The 26,910-nt window shown below is 65.9% G+C and carries 22 protein-coding genes; 14 read left to right on the plus strand and 8 right to left on the minus strand.

Annotation, left to right across the window (positions count from 1 at the left end; all coding sequences use genetic code 11):
• The first annotated feature begins 19 nt into the window (after positions 1-19).
• The 9 genes from ACH2CY_RS11825 (at position 20) to ACH2CY_RS11865 (ending at position 10,870) form a co-directional block, all read left to right on the plus strand.
• Complete coding sequence (locus tag ACH2CY_RS11825; RefSeq protein ID WP_395019243.1) at positions 20-886, plus strand: branched-chain amino acid ABC transporter permease; 867 nt, start codon at positions 20-22, stop codon at positions 884-886.
• 10 nt (positions 887-896) lie between these two features.
• Entirely contained in the window at positions 897-1,958 is a 1,062-nt protein-coding gene (locus ACH2CY_RS11830) for a branched-chain amino acid ABC transporter permease (protein WP_395019245.1), read from the plus strand.
• 14 nt (positions 1,959-1,972) lie between these two features.
• The gene (locus ACH2CY_RS11835) at positions 1,973-3,226 is read left to right on the plus strand and encodes an ABC transporter substrate-binding protein (RefSeq protein WP_395019246.1); all 1,254 of its coding nucleotides are present in this window, start codon (positions 1,973-1,975) and stop codon (positions 3,224-3,226) included.
• 28 nt (positions 3,227-3,254) lie between these two features.
• A complete protein-coding gene (locus ACH2CY_RS11840; protein WP_395019248.1) occupies positions 3,255-4,034 on the plus strand; it encodes an ABC transporter ATP-binding protein in 780 nt (259 codons plus the stop codon).
• Complete coding sequence (locus ACH2CY_RS11845) at positions 4,027-6,246, plus strand: ABC transporter permease (RefSeq protein WP_395019249.1); 2,220 nt, start codon at positions 4,027-4,029, stop codon at positions 6,244-6,246. Before ACH2CY_RS11840 ends, ACH2CY_RS11845 begins: the two co-directional genes overlap by 8 nt.
• A gap of 4 nt (positions 6,247-6,250) precedes the next feature.
• Positions 6,251-7,084, plus strand: coding sequence for a phosphoenolpyruvate hydrolase family protein (locus ACH2CY_RS11850; protein WP_395019251.1), 834 nt, complete (start codon positions 6,251-6,253; stop codon positions 7,082-7,084).
• A 35-nt stretch (positions 7,085-7,119) separates the two neighbouring features.
• Positions 7,120-8,805 carry a flotillin family protein gene (locus ACH2CY_RS11855; protein WP_395019253.1) on the plus strand — a complete coding sequence of 562 codons (1,686 nt, stop codon included), beginning with the start codon at positions 7,120-7,122 and terminating at the stop codon, positions 8,803-8,805.
• A 3-nt stretch (positions 8,806-8,808) separates the two neighbouring features.
• The gene (locus tag ACH2CY_RS11860; RefSeq protein WP_395019255.1) at positions 8,809-9,249 is read left to right on the plus strand and encodes an SRPBCC family protein; all 441 of its coding nucleotides are present in this window, start codon (positions 8,809-8,811) and stop codon (positions 9,247-9,249) included.
• A gap of 142 nt (positions 9,250-9,391) precedes the next feature.
• On the plus strand, positions 9,392-10,870 hold the full coding sequence (locus ACH2CY_RS11865; RefSeq protein WP_395019257.1) for an SRPBCC family protein: 1,479 nt from the start codon (positions 9,392-9,394) through the stop codon (positions 10,868-10,870).
• Here ACH2CY_RS11865 and ACH2CY_RS11870 read toward each other — a convergent pair.
• Positions 10,867-11,481 carry a TetR/AcrR family transcriptional regulator gene (locus ACH2CY_RS11870; protein WP_395019258.1) on the minus strand — a complete coding sequence of 205 codons (615 nt, stop codon included), beginning with the start codon at positions 11,479-11,481 and terminating at the stop codon, positions 10,867-10,869. The genes ACH2CY_RS11865 and ACH2CY_RS11870 overlap by 4 nt on opposite strands.
• A gap of 162 nt (positions 11,482-11,643) precedes the next feature.
• Between ACH2CY_RS11870 and ACH2CY_RS11875 the strand changes: the two genes are divergently transcribed.
• Positions 11,644-12,822: an efflux RND transporter periplasmic adaptor subunit gene (locus ACH2CY_RS11875; protein ID WP_395019260.1), complete on the plus strand. Its 1,179-nt coding sequence runs from the start codon at positions 11,644-11,646 to the stop codon at positions 12,820-12,822.
• Positions 12,819-15,926, plus strand: a complete 3,108-nt coding sequence (locus tag ACH2CY_RS11880) for an efflux RND transporter permease subunit (protein WP_395019262.1) — start codon at positions 12,819-12,821, stop codon at positions 15,924-15,926. The genes ACH2CY_RS11875 and ACH2CY_RS11880 overlap by 4 nt, the downstream gene beginning before the upstream one ends.
• A gap of 1 nt (position 15,927) precedes the next feature.
• Here ACH2CY_RS11880 and ACH2CY_RS11885 read toward each other — a convergent pair whose 3' ends face one another.
• The 5 genes from ACH2CY_RS11885 to chvE all read right to left on the minus strand — a co-directional run bounded on the left by ACH2CY_RS11885 (position 15,928) and on the right by chvE (position 21,894).
• Positions 15,928-16,842 carry a 2-dehydro-3-deoxygalactonokinase gene (locus ACH2CY_RS11885; RefSeq protein WP_395019264.1) on the minus strand — a complete coding sequence of 305 codons (915 nt, stop codon included), beginning with the start codon at positions 16,840-16,842 and terminating at the stop codon, positions 15,928-15,930.
• A gap of 3 nt (positions 16,843-16,845) precedes the next feature.
• Positions 16,846-17,841 carry an AraD1 family protein gene (gene araD1, locus ACH2CY_RS11890; RefSeq protein ID WP_395019266.1) on the minus strand — a complete coding sequence of 332 codons (996 nt, stop codon included), beginning with the start codon at positions 17,839-17,841 and terminating at the stop codon, positions 16,846-16,848.
• A 23-nt stretch (positions 17,842-17,864) separates the two neighbouring features.
• Entirely contained in the window at positions 17,865-19,100 is a 1,236-nt protein-coding gene (gene mmsB / locus ACH2CY_RS11895; RefSeq protein WP_395019268.1) for a multiple monosaccharide ABC transporter permease, read from the minus strand.
• 2 nt (positions 19,101-19,102) lie between these two features.
• Positions 19,103-20,632, minus strand: a complete 1,530-nt coding sequence (mmsA, locus tag ACH2CY_RS11900) for a multiple monosaccharide ABC transporter ATP-binding protein (protein ID WP_395019271.1) — start codon at positions 20,630-20,632, stop codon at positions 19,103-19,105.
• A 194-nt stretch (positions 20,633-20,826) separates the two neighbouring features.
• Positions 20,827-21,894: a multiple monosaccharide ABC transporter substrate-binding protein gene (gene chvE / locus ACH2CY_RS11905; protein ID WP_395019272.1), complete on the minus strand. Its 1,068-nt coding sequence runs from the start codon at positions 21,892-21,894 to the stop codon at positions 20,827-20,829.
• 382 nt (positions 21,895-22,276) lie between these two features.
• Between chvE and ACH2CY_RS11910 the strand changes: the two genes are divergently transcribed.
• Positions 22,277-23,047 (plus strand): FadR/GntR family transcriptional regulator, encoded by a 771-nt coding sequence (locus ACH2CY_RS11910; protein ID WP_395019274.1) that lies wholly within the window; start codon positions 22,277-22,279, stop codon positions 23,045-23,047.
• A 54-nt stretch (positions 23,048-23,101) separates the two neighbouring features.
• Positions 23,102-23,875: an SDR family NAD(P)-dependent oxidoreductase gene (locus ACH2CY_RS11915; RefSeq protein WP_395019276.1), complete on the plus strand. Its 774-nt coding sequence runs from the start codon at positions 23,102-23,104 to the stop codon at positions 23,873-23,875.
• 5 nt (positions 23,876-23,880) lie between these two features.
• Here ACH2CY_RS11915 and ACH2CY_RS11920 read toward each other — a convergent pair whose 3' ends face one another.
• Together ACH2CY_RS11920 and ACH2CY_RS11925 are read right to left on the minus strand one after the other, a co-directional pair.
• Positions 23,881-25,368 carry a DHA2 family efflux MFS transporter permease subunit gene (locus tag ACH2CY_RS11920; protein WP_395019278.1) on the minus strand — a complete coding sequence of 496 codons (1,488 nt, stop codon included), beginning with the start codon at positions 25,366-25,368 and terminating at the stop codon, positions 23,881-23,883.
• A gap of 263 nt (positions 25,369-25,631) precedes the next feature.
• Positions 25,632-25,898, minus strand: a complete 267-nt coding sequence (locus ACH2CY_RS11925; protein ID WP_395019280.1) for an HU family DNA-binding protein — start codon at positions 25,896-25,898, stop codon at positions 25,632-25,634.
• 239 nt (positions 25,899-26,137) lie between these two features.
• Here ACH2CY_RS11925 and ACH2CY_RS11930 point away from each other — a divergent pair, with 239 nt between their 5' ends.
• Positions 26,138-26,851, plus strand: a complete 714-nt coding sequence (locus ACH2CY_RS11930) for a helix-turn-helix domain-containing protein (protein ID WP_395019282.1) — start codon at positions 26,138-26,140, stop codon at positions 26,849-26,851.
• Positions 26,852-26,910 lie beyond the last annotated feature (59 nt).

Raw genomic sequence — 26,910 nt, forward strand, 5'->3', positions numbered from 1 at the left:
GGGGCGAGATGGCCAGCACATGAAGCTCTTCATCCTCACGGTGATGAACGGCATGACCCTGGCCGCGCTCTACTTCCTGGTGGCGAGCGGGTTCACCTTGGTCTTCGGCCTGATGCGCAACGTCAACCTGGCGCATGGCTCTCTCTATCTCCTGGGCGCCTATGTCGGCTTCGACATCGCCGACTGGACCGGCTCCTGGTTCTTGGGCGTTGCCGGCGGCTTCCTCGGCATGGCGGTGGTGGGCGCGATCCTGCAGGTCGCGATCTTCCGCCGGATGCAGGGCCAGGACCTGCGGCAGACCCTGGTCACCATCGGCCTCTCGATCGTGATGGCTGATCTCATGCTCGCGGTCTGGGGTGGCCAGACCTACCAATTCGATCCGCCCGCCTGGCTCTCCGGCCCGACCCAGCTCATGACCGCGCCGGTGGTGAAATACCCGACCTACCGCCTGGTGCTGTTCGGGAGTGCCATCGTGATCGGCGTCGGGCTCTGGCTGCTGCTGAACAAGACCCGGATCGGCATGATGATCCGCGCCGGCGTCGATGACCGCGGCATGCTCGCCGCGTCGGGCGTCAACGTGCAGCGGATCTTCACCATCACCTTTGCCCTGGGCGCCGGGCTTGCCGGTTTCGCCGGCGTGGTCGGCGGCACCGCGCTCTCGATCGCGCCCGGCGAGGACACCCGCTATCTGCTGGCCTCGCTGGTTGTCGTCATCGTCGGCGGCATGGGCAGCGTCACCGGTGCCGCGATCGGCGCCATCCTGATCGGCCTCGCCGAGCAGCTGGGTCTCGTTTATTCGCCGACCTACGGCGTCGTTTACACCTTCCTGATCATGGTCGTGGTCCTCGCCTTCCGGCCGCAGGGGATCATGGGGAAGGCCGCATGAGAGTCATAGAATGAGCTGGGCGACGACCAACGCGACCACGAAACCGGCGACCCCGGCCTGGCTGAAGGCGATCCGGCCGCAGCATGTGCTGGTCGCGCTGTTCCTGGTCGCCTATCCGCTGGTGGCCTCGCCGTTCTGGACGGTGCAGATCGGCGCGCAGTCGTTGTTCCTCGGCGTGATCGCGCTCTCGCTCATGTTCCTCGCCGGCTATGGCGGCATGGTCTCGCTGTCGCAGATGACGGTCGCCGGCGTCGCCGGCTACATGGTCGCGGTCTTCGCCACCAACAGCACCCATCCGCTGTTCGGCTGGCCGCTCTGGGCCGCGGTGCCGATCGCGCTGGTGATCGCCACCGCCTTCGCGATCCTGATCGGCATAATCTCGGTCCGCACCGCCGGCATCTACACGATCATGATCACCCTGGCGATCGGCGTCGCGGTCTTCTATTTCGCGCAGCAGAATTACGCGATCTTCAACGGCCATAGCGGCTTCGCCGGCTTGCCGGCGCCGGTCGGGCTCGGCCTCGACTGGCGCGAGCCGATGCCGTTCTACTATATGAGCCTAGCTGTAGCAGCGGCGGCCTATCTCGCCGTCCTCTATCTGGCGCGCTCGACCTTCGGCCTGACGTTGCAGGCGATCCGCGACAACGCGCGGCGCATGAATGCGCTGGGCTTCAACGTCAACCTGCACCGCGTGGTCGCCCATGGCGTGGCCGGGCTGATCGCGGCGGTCGGCGGCCTGCTCTATGTCTGGATGAACGGCCGGGTCTCGCCGGGCACGATCGACATCGGGCCGGTGATCGACATCCTGGTGATCGCGGTGATCGGCGGCTTGCGGCACCCTATTGGACCATTCATCGGCGCGGTCCTGTTCGTGCTGATGAAGAATTTCGCGATCGACCTCATAAGCCCGGAGCGGTTCAACACGCTCATCGGGCTCATCTTCCTGGGGATCGTTCTGGTTTCACCCGACGGCTTGCTCGGCCTCTGGCGCCAGGCAGCCGATCGCTTGAAGGCTGCCGGTTCAAATCGGCAGTGGGGCAGTAACTCGTGGCGTAACAACAACAGCAAATAATCTGGGAGGGACTGATGACTGGATTAACTCGGAGAAACATCCTCGCGGCCTCGGTCGCCCTGACCGTGGGCTTCAGCGTCTCGGCCGCCATGGCCGAGGACACGATCAAGGTCGGCGCGCTCGCGACCCTGCAAGGTGCCTTCACCGTGCTCGGCGAGGACAGCATGCGCGGCGTGAAGCTCGCGCTTCAGCAGCACAACATGATGGCGGGGGGCAAGAAGATTGAGCTGGTCACCGGCTCGTCGGACGCCTCGCCGGACAGCGCGGTCAATGCCGCGCGCAAGCTGGTCGAGCAGGACAAGGTGCAGATCCTGGTCGGCCCGCTCTCAGGCGACGAGGGTCTCGCGGTCAAGAACTACGCGAAGACCCAGCCGCAGGTCACCTTCATCAACGGCACCTCGGCCGCGCAGGACACGACGCTCCGCGATCCAGCGCCGAACTTCTTCCGCTTCACCACCGACGGCGCGCAATGGCAGGCGGGCCTCGGCGAATACGCCTTCGGCACCAAGGGCTACAAGAAGGTCGTCACCATCGCCGAGGATTATTCCTTCCCCTATACCCAGGTCTTCGGCTTCATGAGCGGCTTCTGCAAGTCGGGCGGCCATGTGGTGAACAAGTTCTGGGTCCCGATCGGCAACAAGGACTTCTCCTCGATCGTCGCCTCGATCCCGGATGACATCGACGCGATCTACGTCGCGCTGGGCGGCGCCGACGCGGTCAACTTCCTCAACCAGTATGAGCAGGCCGGCGGCGACAAGCCGATGATCGGCGGCTCGATCACCGTCGACCAGACCGTGCTCGGCTCCAAGGGCAAGCAGCAGGAATACGTGGTCGGCACCCCGTCGGCCGGCCCGATCGCCGACGACTGGGACAATGCCGAATGGAAGAAGTTCGTCGCCGACTACAAGGCGGCCTTCCCGGACGGCTTCCCGTCGCCCTCGCTGTTCGCGCATGGCTATTACATCTCGACCCTCGCCATGCTGAACGGGCTCGACCAGGTGAAGGGCGATCTCGGCGACGACCAGAAGGCCTTCCGCGACGCGCTGCAGAGCATGAAGCTCGACACCCCGACCGGTCCGGTGACCCTGGACAAGAACCGCAATGCGGTCGCCAGCATCTTCCTCACCGAAGTGGCGAAGGCGGATGACGGTCATCTCTACAACAAGGTCATCAAGGTCGTGGACAACGTAAACCAGACCCTCGGTATCCCCGAGGAGGAGTTCATGAAGCTCGGTCCGGTCAGCCGCGACAACCCGAGCTGCCCGTGATCGAGACCCTGTGACGGAGCGCAAAGGCGTGGCCGAAGCGCTCAGACTGAACCGTGCCGGTGCGGCCCATGCCCTCGTCCTCGAGGGCGTGAGCCGCACCTTCGGCGCGTTGGTGGCGCTCGACAAGGTTGACCTGACCGTGGGCGCCGGCGAGCGCCGCGGTGTCCTCGGCGCCAACGGCGCTGGCAAGACCACGCTGTTCAACGCGATCACCGGCGACTTCCCCTCGACCGCCGGCCGCATCCGCTTCTTCGGCGAGGACGTGACGACCTTGCCGCCGTATGAGCGGATCCGCCGCGGCATGCGCCGGACCTACCAGAACTCGATGCTGTTCCGGGGCCTCTCGGTCCTGGACAACCTCTATCTCGCCTGCCGCGGCGTCACCGCCGGGCGGTTCAGCTTCATCCGCCCGCGCGCCGACGACGCGGCGCTGGAAAGCGCGCGCGATCTCGCGCATGCGGTGCATCTCGACGGCGTCGCCGAGACCCTGGTTTCCGATCTCTCGCACGGCCAGCAACGCCAATTGGAGATCGGCATGGCGCTCTCCGGCGCGCCGCGCCTCATCCTGTTCGATGAGCCCGCCGCCGGTCTCTCGCCGGCCGAGCGCCGCGACCTGGTGCAGATTCTCTCGGCGCTGCCGCGGCATATCAGCTTCGTGATCATCGAGCACGATCTCGACGTCGCCTTGCGCGTGGTCGATCGGGTGACGGTCATGCACAACGGCACCGTCTTCAGACACGGTACGCCAGAGGAGATTCAGACCGATCCCGACGTGCAGCGCATCTATCTGGGCGGGAAACATGGCTGAAGCGGCAAAAATGCCGGCCAGCCAGCCGGTGCTCGAGGTCGAGGGCCTGCAGGTCTATTACGGCCATGCCCATGCCTTGCAGGGCGTCTCCTTCAGCCTTGAAAGCGGCGTGCTGGCGATCGTTGGCCGCAACGGCATGGGCAAGACCACGCTCTGCAACGCACTGATGGGCCTCATCCCGGCGAGCGGCGGCAGCGCGCGCTCGCACGGCGTCGATCTCCTCGGCCTCGCCCCCAACGAGGTGGTCAATCTCGGCATCGGCTATGTGCCGCAGGGCCGCCGGGTCTGGGCCTCGCTCACCGTCGATGAGCATCTGCGGCTCTCCGCGCGCGGCCAAGGCAGCAGCGCCAAATGGACGGTCGACCGCATCTACAAGACCTTCCCGCGCCTGGCCGAGCGCAAGAAGAACGGCGGCGCGCAGCTTTCCGGCGGCGAGCAGCAGATGCTGGCGATCAGCCGCGCGCTGCTCGCCAACCCGAAGCTCCTGATCATGGACGAGCCGACCGAGGGTCTCGCACCGGTCATCGTCGACCAGGTCTCGGAGATGCTGAAGAAGCTCGCCGACGAAGGCGAGATCTCGGTCCTGCTGATCGAGCAGAACCTCGGTGTCGCCACCTCGGTCGCGAGCCGCGTCGCGGTCATGGTCAACGGCCGCCTGGTGCGCGAGATGCCGGCGCAGGAGCTGGCCCAGGACCAGGAATTGCAAGCGCGCCTGCTCGGCGTGCGCACCCATGGCGAGGAGCACGCGCCGCCGCCGCCCGAAGAGATCGTCGACGAGCAGCCGCAGACGGTGATCTACCAGGTGCGCCGCCACGCCGAGGACGACGGCGGTGCCGCGGCCCTGCCGCCGGCCGTCGCGCCGGTCGCCTACAGCACGTCGCGCGCGCCCACCCGTTGGTCGCAGGGGAACCCGCTCCAGACCATAGCGACGGAAGCGGGAGAGATCGCTCCGGAAGTTCGCGACAGCGCGCCCAGCGAGATGCAGGTGCCGGTCTCGCAGCTGGTCGGCCGCTCCTGCTATGTCGCCGGCACCTTCGACACCAAGGGCCGCGAGCTCGGCTTCCTGGCCAACTGCCTGCAGAAGCTGGGTCTGCGCACGGTGACGGTCGATCTCTCGACCAGCCAGATGCCCTCGGCCGCCGATGTCGGGCCGCAGGAAGTGGCGCGCTTCCACCCGAAGGGCACGGGCGCGGTTTTCAGCAACGACCGCGGCCAGGCGGTCTCCGCCATGGCCGAGGCCTTCGAGCGCTTCATCCTCTCGCGCCGCGACGTCGGCGGCATCGTCTCGGCCGGCGGCTCCGGCGGCACCTCGCTGGCGACCCCGGCGATGCGCCGCCTGCCCATCGGCGTCCCCAAGGTTATGGTCTCGACGGTCGCTTCAGGAGATGTGCGGCGCTATGTCGGCCCCTCGGACATCTGCATGATGTATTCGGTGACCGACGTCTCCGGCATCAACCGGATCTCCGAACAGGTGCTGTCGAACGCGGCACACGCGCTGGCGGGCATGGTGGCGCACGGCCGGCGCGGCGCCAGCACCGCCAAGCCCGCCATTGGCCTCACCATGTTCGGCGTGACCACGCCCTGCGTGCAGGCCGTGCAGAAGGCGCTGGAGGAGCGCTTCGACTGCCTGGTCTTCCACGCCACCGGCACCGGCGGCCAGTCAATGGAGAAGCTGGCGGATTCCGGCCTGCTCGCCGGCGTCATCGATGTCACCACCACCGAGGTCTGCGACCATCTGTTCGGCGGCGTGTTCAGCGCCGGCGAGGAACGCTTCGACGCGATCATCCGTTCGAAGATCCCCTATGTCGCCTCGGCCGGCGCGCTCGACATGGTGAACTTCGGCCCGATCGACACCGTCCCGGCGGAATACAAGAGCCGCAATCTCTACATCCACAACCCGCAGGTCACCCTGATGCGGACCACCGTCGCCGAGAACGAGCGGATGGGCCGCTGGATCGGCGAGAAATTGAACCGCATGGATGGGCCGGTGCGCTTCCTCATTCCGGAGCGCGGCGTGTCGCTGCTGGACGTGCCGGGCAAGCCGTTCCACGACCCGGCCGCCAATGCCGCCTTATTCAAGACCCTGGAATCGACGGTGCGGCAGACCGAGCGGCGCCGGATTATCCGTCTGCCTTACGACCTCAACGATCCCGCCTTCGCCGCGGCGCTGGTGAAGACCTTCCTCGACCTCATCGACAGAAACGGACGCTGACCTCATGCCCAGGATTGCCCGCAAAGACATTCTCGAAAAATTCCGCGGCATGATGGCCCGTAATGAGCCGATCGTCGGCGGCGGCGCCGGCACCGGCCTCTCCGCCAAATGCGAGGAGGCGGGCGGGATCGACCTCATCGTGATCTACAATTCCGGCCGCTATCGCATGGCGGGCCGCGGCTCGCTGGCCGGCATCCTCGCCTATGGCAATGCCAACGAGATCGTGGTCGAGATGGCGCGCGAGGTGCTCCCCGTGGTGAAGAAGACGCCGGTGCTGGCGGGCGTCAACGGCACCGATCCCTTCCTGCTCACCGACCACTTCCTCAAAGAACTTGGCGAGCTCGGCTTCTCCGGCGTGCAGAATTTCCCGACCGTCGGCCTGATCGACGGCACTTTCCGCGCCAACCTGGAAGAGACCGGCATGGGCTACGGCCTCGAGGTCGAGATGATCGGTAAGGCCCGTGCGCTCGACCTCTTGACCACGCCCTATGTCTTCTCGAAGTCGGAGACCGAGGCGATGACCGAGGCGGGCGCCGACATCATCGTCTGCCATATGGGCCTCACCACCGGCGGCTCGATCGGCGCCGAGACCGCGCTGACCCTGGATGATTGCGCCCAGCGCATCAACGAATGGTCCAAGGCGGCTTTGGCGATCCGCAAGGACGCGATCATCATCTGCCATGGCGGGCCGATCTCCATGCCGGAGGACGCGGCCTATATTCTGAAGCATTGCCCGGACTGCCACGGCTTCTACGGCGCCTCCAGCATGGAGCGGCTGCCGACCGAAATCGCACTCACCGAACAGACGCGCAAGTTCAAGGCACTGGCGCGCAAATAAGGAGAACCGGCCGGCGACGGCCGAGGGAGGAAACCATGTCTGGCTCGACCATCGGAACGATCATCTTCGTGATCATCGTCGCTGCGATCCTGATCGCGGTCGGCGTCTGGCTGATCAACTGGTTCTACCGCCGCTCCTCGAAGGAGACATCCTTCGTGCGGACCGGCATGGGCGGCCAGCGCGTGGTGATGAACGGCGGCGCCCTGGTGCTGCCAATCATCCACGACGTGATCCCGGTCAACATGAACACGCTCCGCCTCGAAGTGCGGCGCGGCCGGGAATCGGCGCTGATCACCAAGAACCGGATGCGTACCGACGTGGTGGCCGAGTTCTACGTCCGGGTCCAGCCGACCCCCGAAGCCATCGCCAACGCGGCGCAGACCCTCGGCCAGCGCACCATGCAGCCCGAAGCCCTGCGCGAGCTGCTGGAAGGCAAGTTCGTCGATGCGCTCCGCTCGGTCGCGGCCGAGATGACCATGGACGAGATGCACGAGAAGCGTGGCGAATACGTGAAGCGGGTCCGCGCCGCCGTCGCCGAGGATCTCTTGAAGAACGGCCTGGAGCTGGAGACGGTCTCGCTTACCGGCCTCGACCAGACCAACATGGAATTCTTCAACCCCTCGAACGCTTTCGACGCCGAGGGCCTGACGCGCCTCACCGAGGAGATCGAGCGGCGGAAGAAGATCCGCAACGACATCGAGCAAGACACGATGATCCAGATCCGCAACAAGAACCTGGAGGCGGAGAAGCAATCGCTGGCCATCGACCAGGACAGCGAGCAGGCCCGGCTGAGCCATGAGCGGGAGCTGGAGATCCAGCGCGCCGTGCAGCGTGCCGACCTGGCGCGTGAGCGCGCGTTGCGCGAGCAGGAATCCGAGCAGGCCCAGATCGTCGCCCGTCTGGAGGTCGAGAAGTCGCGGATCACGGTCGACCGCGCGCTCGACGAGGAGCGGATCAAGCGCGAGCAGGAAATCCAGCAGCTCGAGGTCGAGCGCCGCAAGGCCCTCGAGCTCGCCGAGCAGGATCGCGCCGTTGCCATCGCCCAGGCGTCCAAAGCCCAATCCGAAGCGCAGGCGGCGGCGGAGATCGCGCGCGCCAAGGCGGTGTCGGCGGAGGAGAAGGTGTTCTCCGCCCGCGAGACTGAGGTCGCCGAGCGCCGGAAGGCGATCGAGCTGATCGCCGCGAGCCAGGAAGCGGAGCGCCAGGCGATCCGGCTGCGCTCCGAAGCCGAGGCGGAGAAGGCGTCCGCCAGCGACCGCAGCGCGGCGCGCCGGATCGAGGCCGAGGGCGATGCCGAGGCCGAGAAGATCCGGGCGCTGGCCGCACGGCTGCGCTACGAGATCGAGGCCGAGGGCAACCGCCTGATGAACGAGGCGGCGAATGTGCTGACCCCGGAATCGCGCGGGTCGGCGATGCGGATGAAGCTCCTGGAGAAGCTGGAAGGCATCATCCGCGAATCCGTGAAGCCGATGGAGAAGATCGACGGCATCAAGATCCTGCAGGTCGATGGGCTCGGCGGCGGGGGCGGCGGGCAGGGCGGCGGCATGCGCGAGGGCTCGGGCAATTTCTCCGACAACCTGGTGAACAGCGCGCTGCGCTACCGCGCCCAGGCACCGCTGGTGGATTCGCTGCTGAAGGAAATCGGCCTTTCCGGCGGCGATATCGGCCGGCTGACCAATATCCTCGAACCCGCGGGCAGCGACGACGAGCCGAAGCGCTAGGCCATGGTCAAGGTCTATACGTCCAGTGTCATCGACGCGCCGGCCGACCGGGTCTGGGCGACGGTGCGCGACTTCAACGCCCTGCCGCAATGGCATCCCGCCATCCGCGACAGCCGCATCGAGGGCAACCATCCCAGCGACAAGATCGGCTGCATCCGCAACTTCAACCTGAAGGACGGCGGCAACATCCGCGAGCGCCTGCTGGCGCTCTCGGATTACGACTTCACCTGCACCTACGCGATCCTGGAATCGCCGATGGGGGTGCGAGACTACATCGCCACCCTCAAGCTCTCGCCGATCACCGACGGCAACCGCACCTTCGCCGAATGGAGCGCCGAGTTCGACTGCGAACCGGGGCGTTCGGGCGAGCTGGCGGCGCTGGTCGGCCAGGGCGTGTTCCAGGGCGGCTTCGATGCGTTGAAGCGCACGTTGGCGAGAAGGTAGTCGTGCAGCGAGTTTGCGGCACCCCCTCCTCACCTCCCCCGAAGACGGGGGAGGAAGATGGCGACGCCGTGCAAAGCCCTCCCCCGACTTCGGGGGAGGGTTGGGAGGGGGTGCCGCGTGAAGACTGCATCCGTATGCGCGCATGATCCAGGTCCGCCGCAGCACCATCATCGATGCGCCGGTCGATGCGGTCTGGGCGATCCTGCGCGATTTCAACGGCCATGAGCGCTGGCATCCCGCCGTCGCCGAGAGCCGGATCGAGGAGGGCCGCGCCGCCGACGAGGCCGGCTGCGTGCGGCGCTTCCGCCTGACCGACGGCGGTGAATTGCGCGAGCAGCTGCTCAACCTCTCCGACCGCGATCGCCGCTTCAGCTATTGCATCCTCGACGCACCGATCCCGCTGATCGACTATGTCGCCAATGTCAGCCTGAAGCCGGTCACCGACGGCAACCGCACCTATTGGGAATGGTCGTCGAGCTTCGCCGCGCCCGAAGACCGCGCCGACGAACTCACGCGCCTGGTGGGCGAGGGGATCTACGAAGCCGGCTTCGCCGCGGTCCGCGCCATGTTCGGGCAAGCGGCACCGGGCACCAACGCCGTGCTCCGGACCCGCGCCGTCACGCCGATGGGCGATCATCGCCCGCTCGACGGCGGCGCCGTGGTGATCGAGCGCTATGGCGGGCCGGAAGTTTTGCGCTGGGAGCGCACGACGGCGATGCCGCCGGGGCCCGGCGAGGTGCGGATCCGGCACAGCGCGATCGGTCTCAACTACATCGACGTCTATACCCGCACCGGCTACTACCCGCTGATCGAGCCGCCGGGCATCCCCGGTATGGAAGCGGCGGGCGTGGTGCTCGACACCGGTCCCGGCGTGCATGGGTTGATGCCGGGCGACCGCGTCGCCTATGCCTGCCCGCCGCCCGGCGCCTATTGCGAGGTCCGCACCATGAAGGCGGACCTGGTCGTGCCGCTGCCGGACGAGATCTCCGACCGCGTTGCCGCTGCCGTGATGCTGAAGGGCATGAGCGCCGAGTTCCTGCTGCACCGGGTGGCGCCGGTCAAAGAGGGCGACACCATCCTGGTGCATGCGGCGGCGGGCGGCGTCGGCCAGCTGCTCTGCCAATGGGCGCGGCATCTCGGCGCCACGGTTATCGGCACCATCGGCTCGCTGGACAAGGCGAAGATCGCCCGCGCCGCCGGCTGCGCCTATCCGATCATTTACACCGAGACCGACTTCGTCGGACGGGTAGTGGAGATCACCGAAGGGCGCGGCTGCAACATCGTCTACGACGCGGTCGGCGCCGACACTTTCCTGAAATCCTACGAGGCGCTGGCGATGCGCGGGCATCTGGTCAGCTACGGCCAGGCCTCCGGTCCGATTCCGCCGGTCGACATCGCGGCCTTCGTGGCTAAGTCGGCGACAGTGTCGCGGCCGAATTTCGGCCATTACACCGGCACGGCGGCGGAAGTGCGCGCGATCTGCGATCGCCTGTTCCGTGCGCTATCGAGCCGCGTGTTGCAGGTGGAGATCGGCCAGGAATTTCCGCTGCGCGAGGCCGCGGCGGCGCATCAGGCCTTGGAGAGCCGGCGGACCACCGGCTCGACGATCCTGATTCCCTAAGCCGCGTGGGCGGCGGTCGCCTGGGCGCGCGCCAGCAGGGCGTGCATGACCAGGTCGATCATCGCCGCGGCGAAGCGGTCGCGCGGCACCCGGTCCATGCCGATCAACCCGCCGCGCACGATGCCGATCAGCATCGACGGCACGGTCTCGAGATCGACGGAACGGAACTCGCCGCTGGCGATTCCCTGTTCCAGAATGGTGCGCGCCGCTTCGACGAAGGGCCGGCGGCGGCGGCGGAACTCGTTGCGCCAGCGCCGCATCACCGCCGACTGGTCGTCGGTCAGCATGCGAAGCGCCGCGACCTGGCCGCCCAGCGCATTCAAGAGCGCCTGGAGCAGCCGCTCCAGGGAGCGGCCGGGCTGGTCGCGGTCCTTCAGGATTGCCGCCACCTCGGCATCGAGGCGGTCGAGTCCCGATTTGAACACTTCCAGGAACAGCTCTTCCTTCGACGGAAAGTAGCGGTAGAGGGTCGGTTTCCCGACCTCGGCCCGCGCCGCGACATCGCGCATTTGCACGGAATCATAGGGGTTTGCCCCGAACAGCTCGGCGGCGGCACCGAGGATTTTCTGTCGGCGTTCGTTGCGCCAGTCGCGGCGTGGGAGCACAGTCATGTGTTGTCACTGCGCGGTCGTTGAAAAGTAAACTTTCGGGTTCTATTTTAGGGAGGCGGACCGCCGGGTTCAAGCCGGACTGGCGTATTAAGCAAATGAAAGTGCCGGGCAGTGTGAAATTCGGAGGTCCGAACGAACGCCGGCGGGGAAATGACAGATCCGATGCGGGCTCGGCTCGTTCTCTTGATGGTGCTCATCGTCGCCCTGGGCGGCGGCGTATTCCTTTATTCACACCAGCGCGGCACCGCGGCCCAGGCGCCGGGTAAACCGGAGGCCAAGCCGGTCCCGGTCTCGGTCGTTTCGGTCGAGCAGAAGGCCGCGCCGGTCGAGATCCGCACCGTCGGGCGGGTGCAGACCCTGGCCAGCGTTGCGGTCCGCTCCCGGATCGACGGGGTGATCGCCAAGGTGGCGGTCACCGACGGCCAGGAGGTGCAGGCCGGCGACGAGCTCTTCCGGATCGACGACCGCGAGGCGCAGGCGGCGCTGAAATTGGCCCAGGCCAATCTCGGCAAGGACCAGGCCTCGCTCGCCAATGCCAAGCGCCAGGTCGATCGCCTGACCCCGCTCGCGGCGAAGAACTTCACCACCAAGCAGGATTACGACGCTGCGACCACCCTGGTCGCGACCCTGCAGGCCACCATCGCCGCCGACCAGGCCGCGATCGACGCCGCGCGGGTGACGCTCTCCTACACCGTGATCACAGCGCCGATCTCCGGCCGGATCGGCACCGTGGTGCAGAAGCTCGGCAACTCGGTGCGCTCGGCGGATTCGACCGCGCTGGTCACCATCAACCAGCTGCAGCCGATCCTGGTCGCCTTCTCGATCCCGCAGGAGAGCATGGGCGAGCTGCAGCGCGCGCTCTCTGGCGGCAAGGTGCCGGTCTCGGTCACCATCCCCGACAGCAGCGCGCCCGCGCAACGGGGCGAGGTCTCCTATGTCGAGAATGCGATCGATCCCACCACCAACACGCTGTCGGTGAAGGCGCAGTTCCCCAACGCCGACGAGTTCCTCTGGCCGAGCCAGTTCGTCAACGTGGTGATGACCATCCGCGTCGATCCCGACGCAATCGTGGTGCCGACCGTCGCCGTGCAGATGAATCAGGAAGGCGCCTATGTCTGGGTGGTCAGGGACGACAGCACGGTCGAGCTGCGCCCGATCACCGTCGCCCGCCAGGTCGGCCAGGACATGGTGGTTGAGGGCGAGCTCAAGCCCGGCGAGAAGGTCGTGACCGAAGGCCAGCTCCGGTTGGAGAACGGCGCCAAGGTCGCGGTCTCCGCCGCGGTCGCGCCGGACCCGCAAGCCGAAACCTTGCCTGAAGGCGCGGTGAAGGTGGGCCAATGATCAGCCTGCCGGAGCTCTGCATCCGCCGGCCGGTGATGACATGCCTGCTCATGATCACCGTGGTGATGCTGGGCATCGCCGGCTACCGCCAGCTCCCCGTCGCCGCTTTGCCCCGGGTCGACTACCCGACGATCTCGGTCACCGCCTCGCTGCCCGGCGCCAATCCGGAGACCATGGCCTCGGCGGTGGCGACGCCGCTGGAGAAGCAGTTCTCCACCATCTCCGGCATCGACTCCATGAGCTCGACCAATACCCAGGGCTCGACCCGGATCACCCTGCAATTCGACCTCGACCGCGACATCGACGGTGCTGCGCTCGACGTGCAATCGGCGCTCAGCGTCGCGGCGCGCCGCCTGCCGACTGAGATGACCGACCCGCCCAGCTTCCGCAAGGTCAACCCGGCGGACCAGCCGATCCTGCTGCTGGCACTGACCTCCAAGACCTTGCCGCTCTCGGCCGTCGATGAATACGCGGAATCCTACATCGCGCAGCGGCTTTCGCTGCTGGAAGGCGTCGCCCAGGTGCTGGTGTTCGGCGCGCAGAAATTCGCCATCCGCATCAAGGTCGATCCCAACCAGCTTTCCTCGATGGGCGTCGGCGTCGATGAAGTGGAGAATGCGGTCGCCGCGGCCAATTCCAACGCGCCGGTCGGCGCCTTGAGCGGCGCGGAGAAGACCGCGACCCTGCAGGCGCCCGGCCAGCTTTCCGACGCGGCGCAGTACCGCGACCTGATCGTCGCCTATCGCAACGGCAATCCGGTCAAGCTCGGCGACATCGCGACCGTGGTCAACGGTGTCGAGAACGACAAGACCGCGAGCTGGTTCAATGGCGAGCGCTCGATCGTGCTGGCGATCCAGCGCCAGCCGGACGCGAATACCGTCGCGGTCATCGATTCCATCAAGAAGCTCTTGCCGCAGATCCAGAACGAGATCCCGCCCTCGGTCCATCTCTCCACCCTGGTGGACCGCTCGATCTCGATCAACGCCTCGGTCGCCGACGTGCAGTTCACCCTCGGCCTCACCATCGCCCTGGTGGTGATGGTGATCTTCCTGTTCCTGCGGAATCTCACCGCCACGATCATCCCGGCACTGGCCTTGCCGGTCTCGCTGATCGGCACCTTCGGCGGCATGTACCTGCTCGGCTATTCGATCGACAACCTCTCGCTGATGGCGCTGACTCTCTCGGTCGGCTTCGTGGTCGATGACGCGATCGTCATGCTGGAGAACATCGTCCGCCATGTCGAGAAGGGCGAACGGCCCTGGATGGCCGCGCTGCGAGGCTCGCGCGAGATCGCCTTCACCATTCTCTCGATCACCATCTCGCTGGTCGCGGTGTTCATCCCGGTGCTGTTCATGGGCGGCGTGGTCGGCCGGCTGTTCCGCGAGTTCGCCGTCACCATCAGCCTCACCATCCTGATTTCCGGCCTGGTCTCGCTGACCTTGACGCCGATGCTGTGCAGCCGCCTGCTCCGCACCCATCGCGAGGGCGAGCGGCATGGCCTGGTCTATCGCGGGCTGGAAGCCGGCTTCGATGCGATGCTGCGGGCCTATGCGGCGACGCTCGGCTGGTCGCTGCGGCACCGCTTCATCATCCTGCTGGTCACCTTCGCCTCGATCGGGGCCAGTGCCTGGCTGATCGTCGCGACCCCGAAGGGTTTCTTCCCGGAGGAGGATACCGGCCTGATCTCGGTCTCGGTGCAAGGCCCGCAGGACATGTCCTTCGCCGCCATGCTGCCGGCGCAGCAGCAGGTGGCGGAGATCGTGCGGGCGGATCCTGCCGTGGCCTATGTGAGCTCGACGGTCGGCACCTCGGGCTTCGGCGCCGGCGGCGAGAACAACGGCTCGATGTGGATCACCCTGAAGCCGCTCGGCGAGCGCGACGCCTCGGCGCGCCAGGTGATCCAGCGCCTGCGCGGCAAGCTCGCCGCACTGCCGAGCGTCAGCGTCTTCATGACGCCGATCCAGAACATCAATGTCGGCGGCCATTCCTCGCGCAGCCAGTATCAATACACCTTGCAGGCGGTCGAGTTCGACCAGCTGAAGAAGGTCGCCCAGGACATGGAAGAGCGCCTGGCGCAGCTGCCGATCCTGCAGGGCGTCAACTCCGACCTCGAGGTCGACAACCCGCAATACCTGGTCGATATCGACCGCGACCGCGCCGCGGCCTTGAACGTCACCACCGAGGCGATCCGCACCACGCTCTACGGCGCCTTCGGGTCGAGCCAGGTCTCGGAAATCTACAAGCCGACCAATTCCTATTCGGTCATCATGGAGGCGGTCCAGCCGCGGACGGTGAGCGAGCAGGCCTTGCGCGAGATCTACGTCCGCAGCACGGACGGCGCACTGGTGCCGCTGGATTCGGTGGCGAAGATCATCCGCCAGGCCGGCCCGCTCAGCGTCCAGCATCAGGGCCAGCTGCCGGCGGTCACCATCTCCTTCGATCTGGCGCCCGGGACCTCGCTCGGCGATGCGACCGAGGCGATCCGTGAGGTCGAGCGCGAGATGAAGCTGCCGGCCGGAATCTCGGGCAGCTTCCAGGGCACGGCGCAGGTGTTCCAGGATTCGATGAACGGCATGACCCTGCTGGTCCTGGCCGCGATCTTCGTCATCTACGTGATCCTCGGAATCCTGTACGAGAGCTTCATCCACCCGATCACCATCCTCTCCGGCCTGCCGGCGGCAGCTCTGGGCGCGCTGCTGACCTTGCTGGTGTTCGGCAAGGACCTCAACGTCATCGCGATCATCGGCATCGTCATGCTGATCGGCATCGTGAAGAAGAACGCGATCATGATGATCGACGTGGCGCTGGAGAAACGGCGCGAGGGCGCCGAGCCGGAGACCGCGATCCACGAAGCCTGCCTGCTCCGTTTCCGCCCGATCATGATGACCACCATGGCGGCGATCATGGGCACCCTGCCGATCGCGCTCGGCCACGGCGCCGGCGCCGAGCTCAGGCAGCCGCTCGGTCTCGCGGTGGTCGGCGGGTTGATCGTCTCGCAGTTGCTGACGCTCTACATCACGCCGGTGATCTACATATACTTCGAGCGGCTGGTGGGCATGTTCAGCCGCGGAGCCTCGGTGGCCCAGCCGGCCCCCGGCGAGTAGCTCACATCAGCCCGGCGTCGCGGGCGATCGCCAGCAGCGCGGTGCGCAGCAGCGGGTCGCCGTCGATCGCCGCGCTCTTGATGCCGATCGCATCCAGCGCCGAGACGTAGAGCTCGGTCATGCGCGAGGAACCGATCACCGCGACGCTGCCGCGGATACCGGCGGTGGCGTCGCGCAGCTCGGCGCCGATCAGGATCCCCGAGAGATAGGAGGCCAGCGCCTCTGGCGGCAGCTCGGCGAACAGGCCGAGGCTGCGCACGCTGAACAAGCGGTTGAGCAGCGCCCCGGCGCTGGCGCCCGCGCTGACGGCCAGGCCGCGGCGGAAGGCGTCGTCGTCATGCGGCGCGTCCTTCTGCATCAGCTGGGCGAGCGTGCCGCTGCTGCAGAGCTGCGAGAACAGCTCGCCGGTCATATAGGTGCGGAACGTCGCGAGACCGCCATCCTTGATCTCGGCCCATTTGGAATGGGTGCCGGGCAGGACGCAGAGCCGCGTCTCTTGCGCATGCAGCCACAGCCCGTAGAGCTGGCATTCCTCGCCGCGCATGACGTCCGGGCGCCCGTCCTCTCGGGCGGAGAGGCCGGGCGCGATGCGGATCGGGTGGCCGTCGAGATCGGGCAGGGCGACCAGGTTCCGGGGGAGGTCGCCAAACCTGGCGGGCGTCGCGACATAGGGCGCCTCGCGCCAGCCGAGCTTGCTGCCCACCATGCCGGCCATGACGACCGGCGCTTTCGGTGCAGCGGCCTGCAGCCAGTCGCCGATGAAGCCGCGGAACGACGCCTCGAAAGCGCGGTCTTTCACGCCGAGCAGGCCCTGGTCGTCCTTGCGCTGGTCGAGCACCTTGCCGTCGCGATCGACCGCCCAGGCGCGCCGGTTGGTGGTGCCCCAATCGGCGAAGATGGCGCTGATGCCGGTCATAGCCTAGAGGACGGCGACGCCACCATAGGCGAAGTCCTCCGCCGACTTCTTGGCCAGCGTGTTGCGCAGCGGGGCGCCGAACTCCTTCATCTCGATCTCGAACATGTCGCCGGGCTCGGTGCGGATGCCGTCGGCGAAGCTCAAGGTCGCGGCGCCGAAATAGTGGATATGCACGTCGCCGGGATGGCGGAACTGCGTGTATTTGAAGTGGTGGTATTCGAGATTGGCGATGGTGTGCGACATGTTCTTCTCGCCGGAGAGGAACGGCTTGGTCCAGATCACCTTGCCGTTGCGAATGAGGCGGCTGTCGCCGTCCACATGTTCCGGCAGCGCGCCGACGCGGAGCTCCGGGCCGATCGAGCAGGCGCGCAGCTTGGAATGCGCCAGCCAGAGATAGTTCACCCGCTCGGTCACGTGGTCGGAGAACTCGTTGCCGAGGCAGAAGCCGAGGCGGAACGGCTTGCCGTCGGGACCGACGACATAGAGGCCGACCACTTCCGGCTCCTCGCCGCCGTCCTGGGCGAAGGCGGGCATCGGGAAGGCGCCGCCCGGACGCACCAGCGCGGTGCCGTCGCCTTTGTAGAACCATTCGGGCTGCACGCCGGCGCCGGCACCCTTCGGCTTGCCGCCTTCGAGGCCCATCTTGAACATCTTCAGGGAGTCGGTGAGGTTCTCGTCGCCGGCGCCGAGCTTCACATGCATCTTGTCGCGCGCCTCCGCACTGCCGAGATGCGTGAGGCCGGTGCCGGTGATCCAGCAATGCGTCGGGTCGGAATGATCGAGCGGCGGCAGCACGCGGCCGCCGGCCAGCGCGGCCTCATAGTCGAAGCTCTCGCCGGCGCCGCGGCTTTCGACCTCGGCGGTCAGGCTGCGCTTCGCGGCGATGGCGCTCTGGGCGAGCTCGAGCATCGACTTTGCGCCGGGGACGACGGCGGGCTTGGCGCCATCGACGCGCGCCACCGCGCGGCTGGAACCGAGTTCAAGCTGGATGAGACGCATGGGCGAGTTCCTTCCGCGGGGGCTTAGGCTTTGCGCTTGTAATAGACGTCGAGGCAGACCGCGGCCAGCAGCACCAGGCCTTTGATCACCTGCTGCAAGTCGATGCCGATGCCGAGGATCGACATGCCGTTGTTCATGACGCCCACGATGAAGGCGCCGATCACCGCGCCGATGATCTTGCCGACGCCGCCGGTCGGCGAGGCGCCGCCGATGAAGCAGGCGGCGATCACGTCGAGCTCCATGCCCAGGCCCGCCTGCGGCGTGGCGCTGTTCAGGCGCGCGGTGAAAACCAGGCCGGCCAAGGCCGCCAGCACACCCATGTTGAGGAAGGCGTAGAAGGTCAGCCGGTCGGTGCGGATGCCGGAGAGCCGCGCCGCCTTCTCGTTGCCGCCCAGCGCGTAGATGCGCCGGCCGATCGTGGTATTCGAGGCGACGAAGGCGTAGAGCGTAATGAGGGCGAACATCACCACCAGCACGTTCGGCAGGCCGCGCGCGGAGGCGAGCAGGTAGGTGAGCCACAGGAAGCCGATCGCGATCAGCACGTTCCGGCCGACGAAGATGATGAACGGCTCCTCGGCCAGGTCGTGCTTCTGCTGGTTCACCCGCTCGCGGATCTTGAAAGTGATCAAGGCGGCGGTCACCAGAACGCCCGCGATCATCGAGAACCAGCTGAACGATGCCGGCAGGCCGATGGAAACCGAGAAGGCCTTGATGGCATCGTCGGTGTAGCTGGGGATGAAGCCGTTGGCCAGCAGCTGGAACCCGGTCGGGAAGGGGCCGTAGGAGGTGCCGCCCAGCACATAGAGCGACAGCCCGCGGAACACCAGCATGCCGGCCAGGGTCACGATGAAGGCCGGGATCTTGAGGTAGGCGACGAAGAAGCCCTGCGCCGCGCCGATCACCGCGCCGCAGACGATGCAGAGCAGGAACACCAGCGAGAAATCCCATTTCTGCTGGACGATCAGCACGCCGGCCAGCGCGCCGACGAAGGCGACGATCGAGCCGACCGAGAGGTCGATATGGCCGGCGACGATGATCAGCAGCATCCCCAGCGCCATGATCACGATGTAGGAGTTCTGCAGCACCAGGTTGGTGATGTTGACCGGCCGGAACAGGATGCCGCCGGTCGCGACCTGGAAGAACACCATGATGACGATCAGCGACAGCAGCAGCGCATAGTCGCGGATATTGTGCCGGATATAGGTCGCCAGCGAGACATGCGGCGCGCCGGAGGTGGCGACGGTGGTTTCCTGGGCCATGCTCAGTCTTCCCACGACTTCATGATCGTATGCATGATTCTCTCCTGGGACGCTTCCGCCACCGGCATCTCGCCGACGATGCGCCCGTCATTCATGACGTAAATGCGATCGGACATGCCGAGCAGCTCGGGCATCTCCGATGAAATCAGGATCACCGCCTTGCCGCTCTCGGCCAGGGCGTTGATGATGCCGTAGATCTCGTATTTGGCGCCGACATCGATGCCGCGCGTCGGCTCGTCCAGGATCAGCACATCCGGTCCGGTGAACAGCCACTTCGAGAGCACGACCTTCTGCTGGTTGCCGCCCGAAAGGTTCACCGTCTGCTGGAACACGCTGGAGCAGCGGATGTTGAGGTCCTTGCGGTATTTGTTGGCGACGATGATCTCGCGCTGCGCATCCACGACCGTATGCCTGGAGATGCCGTCGAGATTGGCCAGCGAGACGTTGCCCCGGATGTCGTCGATCAGCACCAGGCCGTAGGACTTGCGATCCTCGGTCACATAGGCGATGCCGGCGTCCATGGCCTTGTTGATGGTGGAGACGTCGACCGGCTTGCCGTGCATCAGCGCCTGGCCGCTGATCTTCTGGCCATAGGAGCGGCCGAACACCGACATCGCGAACTCGGTGCGCCCGGCGCCCATCAGGCCGGCGATCCCGATCACCTCGCCCTTCTTGACGTTGAGGTTGACGTTCTTGATCAGGTGCCGGTCGGCATGGACGGCGTGATGGACGTTCCAGTCTTTGACCTCGAAGATCACGTCGCCGGGATGCGCATGGCGGTCCGGATAGCGGTCGGTCAGCTCGCGGCCGACCATGCTCTTGATGATGCGGTTCTCGTCGATGCGCTCGGCGTGGCAGTCGAGATAATCGACCGTGCTGCCGTCGCGGAGCACCGTGACATTGTCCGCGACCTTCAGGATCTCGTTCAGCTTGTGCGAGATCAGGATCGAGGAAATGCCTTGCGCGCGGAATTCCTTCAGCAGCGCCAGCAGGGCATCGCTGTCGCTCTCGTTGAGGCTGGCGGTCGGCTCGTCGAGGATCAGCAGCTTCACGTCCTTCGACAGCGCCTTGGCGATTTCCACCAGCTGCTGCTTGCCGACGCCGATGGTGTCGATCTGGGTCTGCGGCGATTCCTGCAGCCCGACCTTCTTCAAGAGATCCTTGGTGCGCCGGAACGCGGCGTTCCAGTCGATGATGCCGGCGGTCGCGACCTCGTTGCCGAGGAAGATGTTCTCGGCGATCGAGAGCAGCGGGACCAGGGCCAGTTCCTGGTGGATGATGATGATGCCGACATGCTCGCTGTCGGCGATGCCGCGGAACTTCCGCTCCTCGCCGGCGAAGTGGATCTCGCCGTCGTAGGAGCCGTGCGGATAGACGCCGGAGAGGACCTTCATCAAGGTGGATTTGCCGGCGCCGTTCTCGCCGACGATGCCGTGGATCTCGCCTGCCTTCACGGAGAGATTGACGTTGCTGAGCGCCTTCACGCCCGGAAACGTCTTGGTGATCCCCCGCATCTCAAGAATGGCATTCATCAGTCGCCTGCGACCTCCGATCGCGAACCGTCAAAACAGCCCAAAACTCGCGGATTTCCTGGGTGTAACTTTGCCCCAACCCGCCGCCCTTTGCCAAGCAAAACGCGGCCAAAGGCGCGGATTTCGGGGCTTCTTAAACGAAGTCGGGCCCCGCTTGGCTGCGGGGCCCGACCGTCGAAGCAGCGATCCCGCGCTTACTGCGTGATCTCTTCCTTCTTGTAGTAGCCGCCATCGACCAGGATCTTCTCCCAGTTGGTGGCATCGACCGCGACCGGGGTCAGCAGGTAGGAGGGAACGACCTTGACCTCGTTGTTGTAGGTCTTGGTGTCGTTCACTTCCGGCTCCTTGCCGCTCATCACCGCATCGACCATCTGCACGGTCACCTTCGCCAGCTCGCGGGTGTCCTTGTAGATCGTCGAATACTGCTCGCCGGCGATGATCGACTTCACCGACGGGATCTCGGCGTCCTGGCCGGAGACCACCGGCATCTTCAGGTCGCCGCTGCCGTAGCCGACGCCCTTCAAGGCCGAGATGATGCCGATCGAGAGGCCGTCATACGGCGACAGCACCGCATCGACATGCTTGTCGGTGTAGAAGGCGGAGAGCAGGTTCTCCATGCGGGCCTGGGCGGTCGCCGCCAGCCAGCGCAAGGTGCCGACCTTTTCCATGCCCATCTGGCCGGACTGCACCACCAGCTTGCCGCTGTCGATGTAGGGCTGCAGGACCGACATCGCGCCGTCGTAGAAGAAGAAGGCGTTGTTGTCGTCCGGCGAGCCGCCGAACAGCTCGATGTTGAACGGACCCTTGCCGTCCTTCAGGCCGAGCTTGTCGACGATCGAGGTCGCCTGCAGCACGCCGACCTTGAAGTTGTCGAAAGTCGCGTAGTAATCGACGTTCGGCGACTTCTTGATCAGGCGGTCATAGGCGATGACCTTGATGCCGGCGTCATGCGCCTTCTGCAGCACGTCGGAGAGCGTGGTGCCGTCGATCGAGGCGATCACCAGGACCTTGGCGCCTTTGGTGACCATGTTCTCGATCTGGGCGAGCTGGGTCGGGATGTCGTCGCTGGCATACTGCAGGTCGGTGGTGTAGCCGAGCGCCTTCAATTGCTCGACCACGGCGTCGCCGTCGTGGATCCAGCGGGTCGAGGACTTGTTCGGCATCGCGACGCCGACCAGGCCCTTGTCCTGGGCCTGCGCGGTCGCGGTGAGGGCGAAGACGCCCAGCGCTGCAGCGGCCAGGATTGATTTCAGATGTTTCACGTATGTCCTCCCATCGGGATTGTGGGTGTTAGATCGCGTTTGAGTTGAAGGAGTTTGAGGCGGCCCGGCGGGCGCGGAGGCATCCAGATCCATCGATCCCGCCGGGCAAGCAGCGCGCGGCTTCGGATAATCGTGGTGCATCCCTCCCAAGGTCGTCTACGATGCCGCCGGCCCGTTCAACCGGGCTCTCTCAAAATGGCGTCGATAGGTCGCTACTATCATAGCCCATTTTGGGCCGCAACGACATTATGTATGACAATTCCCGAGGTTGTGATAACCTCCGGCGCAATCAATAACCACAAACTTTCTGGGACGGGGCGGTTTTGCGGTGCAATATGTATGACAATACCGGCATAGCCGCAACGCTGCGCCTGTTCTAGCCATGCGCCAGCTCAAAACGGCCGGCAAGGTTGCTGCGGTGCGCAAGAGCAGCCTGCACCACCAGGTCGCCCAGGACATCGGCGCGCGGATATTGCGTGGAGAGTTCGCTCCGGGCGATCTTCTTCCCAACGAGGCAGAAAGCTGTCGGGCCTATGGCGTCAGCCGCACCGCCGTGCGCGAAGCCATGAAGATGCTGACCGCCAAGGGCCTGATCATCTCGCGGCCGAAGATCGGCTCCCGGGTCCAGCCCAAGGAGTCCTGGAACCTGCTCGACCGGGACGTGCTGGTCTGGTACTGCGCCGCCGCCGAGCGCAGCCACTTTCTGGCGAGCATGCACCAGGTGCGCGACATCCTGGAGCCGGAGGCCGCGGCGCTCGCCGCCCTCAATCACACGCCGAGTCAGCTGAAAACCATCGAGCAGGCCCTGCACGGCATGCGGGATGCCACCGACCCCGCCGGCTGGAACGTGGCGGACGTGCAGTTCCACGTCGCCATACTCTGGGCGGCGGGCAACGAGCTGCTGGTGCCGTTCGGTTTCCTGATCGAATCCGCGCTCGGCACCATGTTCGATTTCACCGTGAAGCATAACCAGACCTGGCGCGACGCCTATTGGCTGCACGAGAACATCGTGACGGCGATCCGCAAGCGGCGGCCGGAAGCCGCCCGCAAGGCGGTGCGCGCTCTACTTGCGGATACCGGGGCAGTGCTGGCACAACAGGCCCGGGATAGCAGCCGCGAGAAGCGGCGGGCGAAACCGAAGGTCAAGAAATAGGCCGCCTGCCGGGCGACCTGCCAGCAGCATCCCCCAGCATCGTTCGAGGCAAGCATGGATTTATCGAAACTGGCCCGCCATCCGGGCCTCAAGGGCCGCAGCGTGTTCGTCACCGGCGGCGGCTCCGGCATCGGCGCGGCGATCGTCGAAGCCTTCGTCGATCAGGGCGCCAAGGTCGCCTTCGTCGATATCAACGCCGAAGCCAGCGAGAAGCTGGTCGCGGCGCTGAAGGCGCAATATGGAAACGCGCCCTTGTTCATCAAATGCGATCTCACCGACATCCCGGCGCTGCAGGCCGCGGTCGCGCAGGCCGGCAAGGCGAACGGCGACCTCTCGGTCCTGGTCAACAACGCCGCCAACGACCAGCGCCACAAATGGGAAGAGGTGACGCCGGAATATTGGAACGAGCGGCTCGCGGTCAACCTCAGCCCGACCTTCTTCACCATGCAGGCGGCGGCGCCGCAGATGAAGCGCGCCGGCGGCGGCTCGATCGTCAACTTCGGCTCGATCAGCTGGAAGCTGGCGATGGGCGGCATGGCGGCCTACACCGCGTCGAAGGCGGCGATGCATGCGCTCAGCCGCGGCATGGCCCGCGATCTCGGCCCGGACCGGATCCGCGTCAATACCGTGCTGCCCGGCTGGATCATGACCGAGCGGCAGAAGACGCTCTGGCTCACCCCCGAGGCCGACGCGATGCGCGACGCCGCGCAATGCCTGAAGGACAAGATCCAGCCGATGGATGTCGCGCGCCTGGTGCTGTTCCTCGCTTCCGATGATTCCCGGATGTGCACGGCGCAGGAATTCACCATCGACGGCGGCTGGGCCTGATCTGACTACTCCGCGCTGCGCGCCTTTACCTCGTCGACGACCGGCCGCGTGGCGCGGTGGCCGGTCACCTCGGCGCCGGCATCGGCGCTGAGCGGCAGATAGAACAGCAGCGACGTGCAGGCGATGGCGCCGACCAGGAAGAAGGCCGGTGGGAAATCGGCCGCGGTGATCGCACCCGCGCCGTGCAGCGCGATGGTGAAATGCAGCGCCATGGCGCCGATCCCGACGCCGACGCTCAATGACAATTGCTGGCCGATCGAAGAGAAGCTGGAGGCCTGGCTCATCCGCGGCTGCGGGATGTCGGACATGGTCAGCGTGTTGATGCCGGTGAATTGCAGCGAGCGGAAGAAGCCGCCCGCCAGCAGCAGGCCGAGGATCACCCAGCCCGGCGTGGTCGGCGTGAAGAAGCCATAGACCGCGACGAAGGCGCCCGAGAGCACCGCATTGGCGATCAAGGTGCGGCGGAAGCCGAAGCGGCGCAGCACCGGGCCGGCGGTCGCCTTCATCAGCATCGCACCCGCAGCGCTGGCGAAGGTGAGCAGGCCCGAATGAAACGGCGATAGGCCGAAGCCCAATTGCAGCATCATCGGCAGGATGAAGGGCAGGGCGCCGATCGCGATCCGGAACAGGAACCCGCCATAGACCCCGGCGCGGAAGGTCGGGATGGTCAGCAGCCGCAAGTCGACGATCGGATGCGGGTTGCGATAGGCGTAGCGGACATAGGCGGCGATCGACGCCGCGCCGGTCGCCAACAGGGCAATCACGATCGGTGTCGGCAAGGTGCCGCGGCCGACCGATTCAAAGCCGAAGATCAAGCCCGTGAAGCCGATGGCCGTCATCATGAAGCCGTAGGTGTCGAACGGCCGGATATTCTTCTCGCGCACATTCTCGATGAACAATGTCACCAGCGTGATGCCGAGGATGCCGATCGGGATGTTGATCCAGAAGATCCAGCGCCAGGACACATAGGTCGCAAGGAAGCCGCCGACCGGCGGGCCGATCACCGGCCCGATCAGCGCCGGCAGGGTGAGGTAGGCCATCGCCCGCACCAGTTCGGACTTCTCAACCGAGCGCAGCAGGACCAGGCGCCCGACCGGCACCATCATCGCGCCGCCGATCCCCTGCAGGATGCGCGCGCCGATGAACTCGAACAGCGAGGTCGACAGGCCGCACAGGATCGAGCCCAGCATGAAGATCGCGATCGCGGCGCGGAACACATGCCGCGCGCCGAAGCGATCGGCGATCCAGCCGGAGGCGGGGATGAACACGGCGAGGCTCAGCAGATAGGACGAGATCGCGAGGTTGAGCCGGATCGGATTCTCGCCGAGCGACTGCGCGATCGCCGGCAGCGCGGTGGCGAGCACCGTGGAATCCAGGTTCTCCATGAACAGCGCCGTCGCGACAATCAGCGGAACCAGGATGGGGCGGGGTATGCTGGACGGCATCACAACGGAATGGATCGGGGGAATGGAAATCGGGGCGTGCAGGTTCATATAAGAATAGAACGCGCGAGTTCCACTTGTCCTGCGAATATCGGGCCGATGCCATGCCGCCGGCGCGGGGAACCGCCGCTGCTGCAAGCTCTGGGTTTTAGCGGCTTTTCGGGAAATTCGCCGAGGGGCGCTGGGCAATTGGGTCCGGGCGGAAATGGGGCTCTCCGCCGGATACCCAATCGCCGATCAAACCACCGCGTCCGGTGCGAAACGGCGTTGGTGCGGTGTGAAAGGCGAAGCCATCGCGGGGCTTCGCCGCTGCATCACATCACGGCTTCCTTGGTGGCCTTGGACGGCCGGAAGCGGAACTTCTTGGAAGCCGCGATCTTGATCGCTTCGCCGGTCTGCGGATTGCGGCCCATCCGGGCGGCGCGCTTCGCGACCACGAAGGTGCCGAGCGTGGTGCGCACCGGCTCCTTCTTCGACGTCTTCGTCACGGTATCGAAGAACGCCTCGACGACGGCTTTGCAGTCCTTGAGGGGGAGGCCGGTCTTCTTCTGCACGGCCGCGAGCATGTCACGCTGGTTCATGATAGACACCTGTTGATTGGCGAAGAGCGAATCGCCCACTGCGACTTTAGGCTAACGAATCCGCCGATTTGCAGCAATCGGATGGCGCGGGATCGTGCGGCGAATGCGCGCTCGCCGCGACTCGGCCTGTGCATTGCGAAACGGACAGCGGAGCGTGTACTGTCGCGGTCGGAAAAAACTCCCGGCGTTGGGATCACCCCGAGGTTCTGAAGGTGTGATCCGAAGTACTGGAAACAATGGTGCCCAACAAAGCGAAGAAGCGCGAGCCGCTGCGTCGATCGCCGCCTTCCAAGCGCAACAAGGGCGCGCCGGATGCGGCGAAGAAGGCCGACGCCAAGCTCGATTTCCAGGATCCGCATCACGTCAGTGCGCAGCGCAACAGCCTCGAACTGGCGATCGGCCACGAGGTGCGCGACTTCCGGCGCAAGCTGAACATGACGGTCGCCGAGCTCGCGGCCATGGCCGGCATGTCCACCGGCATGCTGTCGAAGATCGAGAACGGGCAGACCTCGCCGTCGCTCGCGACCCTGCAGGAACTCTCCAAGGCGCTGCAGGTTCCGGTCACCGCCTTCTTCCGGAAGTTCGAGGAGGAGAAGGACGCGACCTATGTGAAGGCGGGGATGGGCCTCACCATCGAGCGCCGAGGCACCCGCGCCGGCCACCAATACCAGCTGCTCGGCCATTCCTTGAGCCGCGACCTCGCGGTCGAGCCCTATCTCATCACTTTGACCAAGGACTCCGACGTCTTCCCGGTGTTCCAGCATGACGGGATCGAGTTCATCTACATGCTGGAGGGCGAGGTCGGCTACCGGCACGGCGACCGGCTCTATCAGCTCACCCCCGGCGACAGCCTGTTCTTCGATTCCGATGTGCCGCATGGGCCGGAGCAGCTGAAGAAGCTGCCGATCCGCTTCCTCTCGATCATCACCTATACCCGCGCCGACCGCGGCTGAAGCGGATTGCCCGCGACTTTCCTGCCAGGAAAAATTGTTTCCTGATACTTGAAATCGGG

It is taken from the genome of Dongia sp., assembly GCF_041905885.1.
In the GTDB taxonomy this organism is placed as follows: domain Bacteria; phylum Pseudomonadota; class Alphaproteobacteria; order Dongiales; family Dongiaceae; genus Dongia.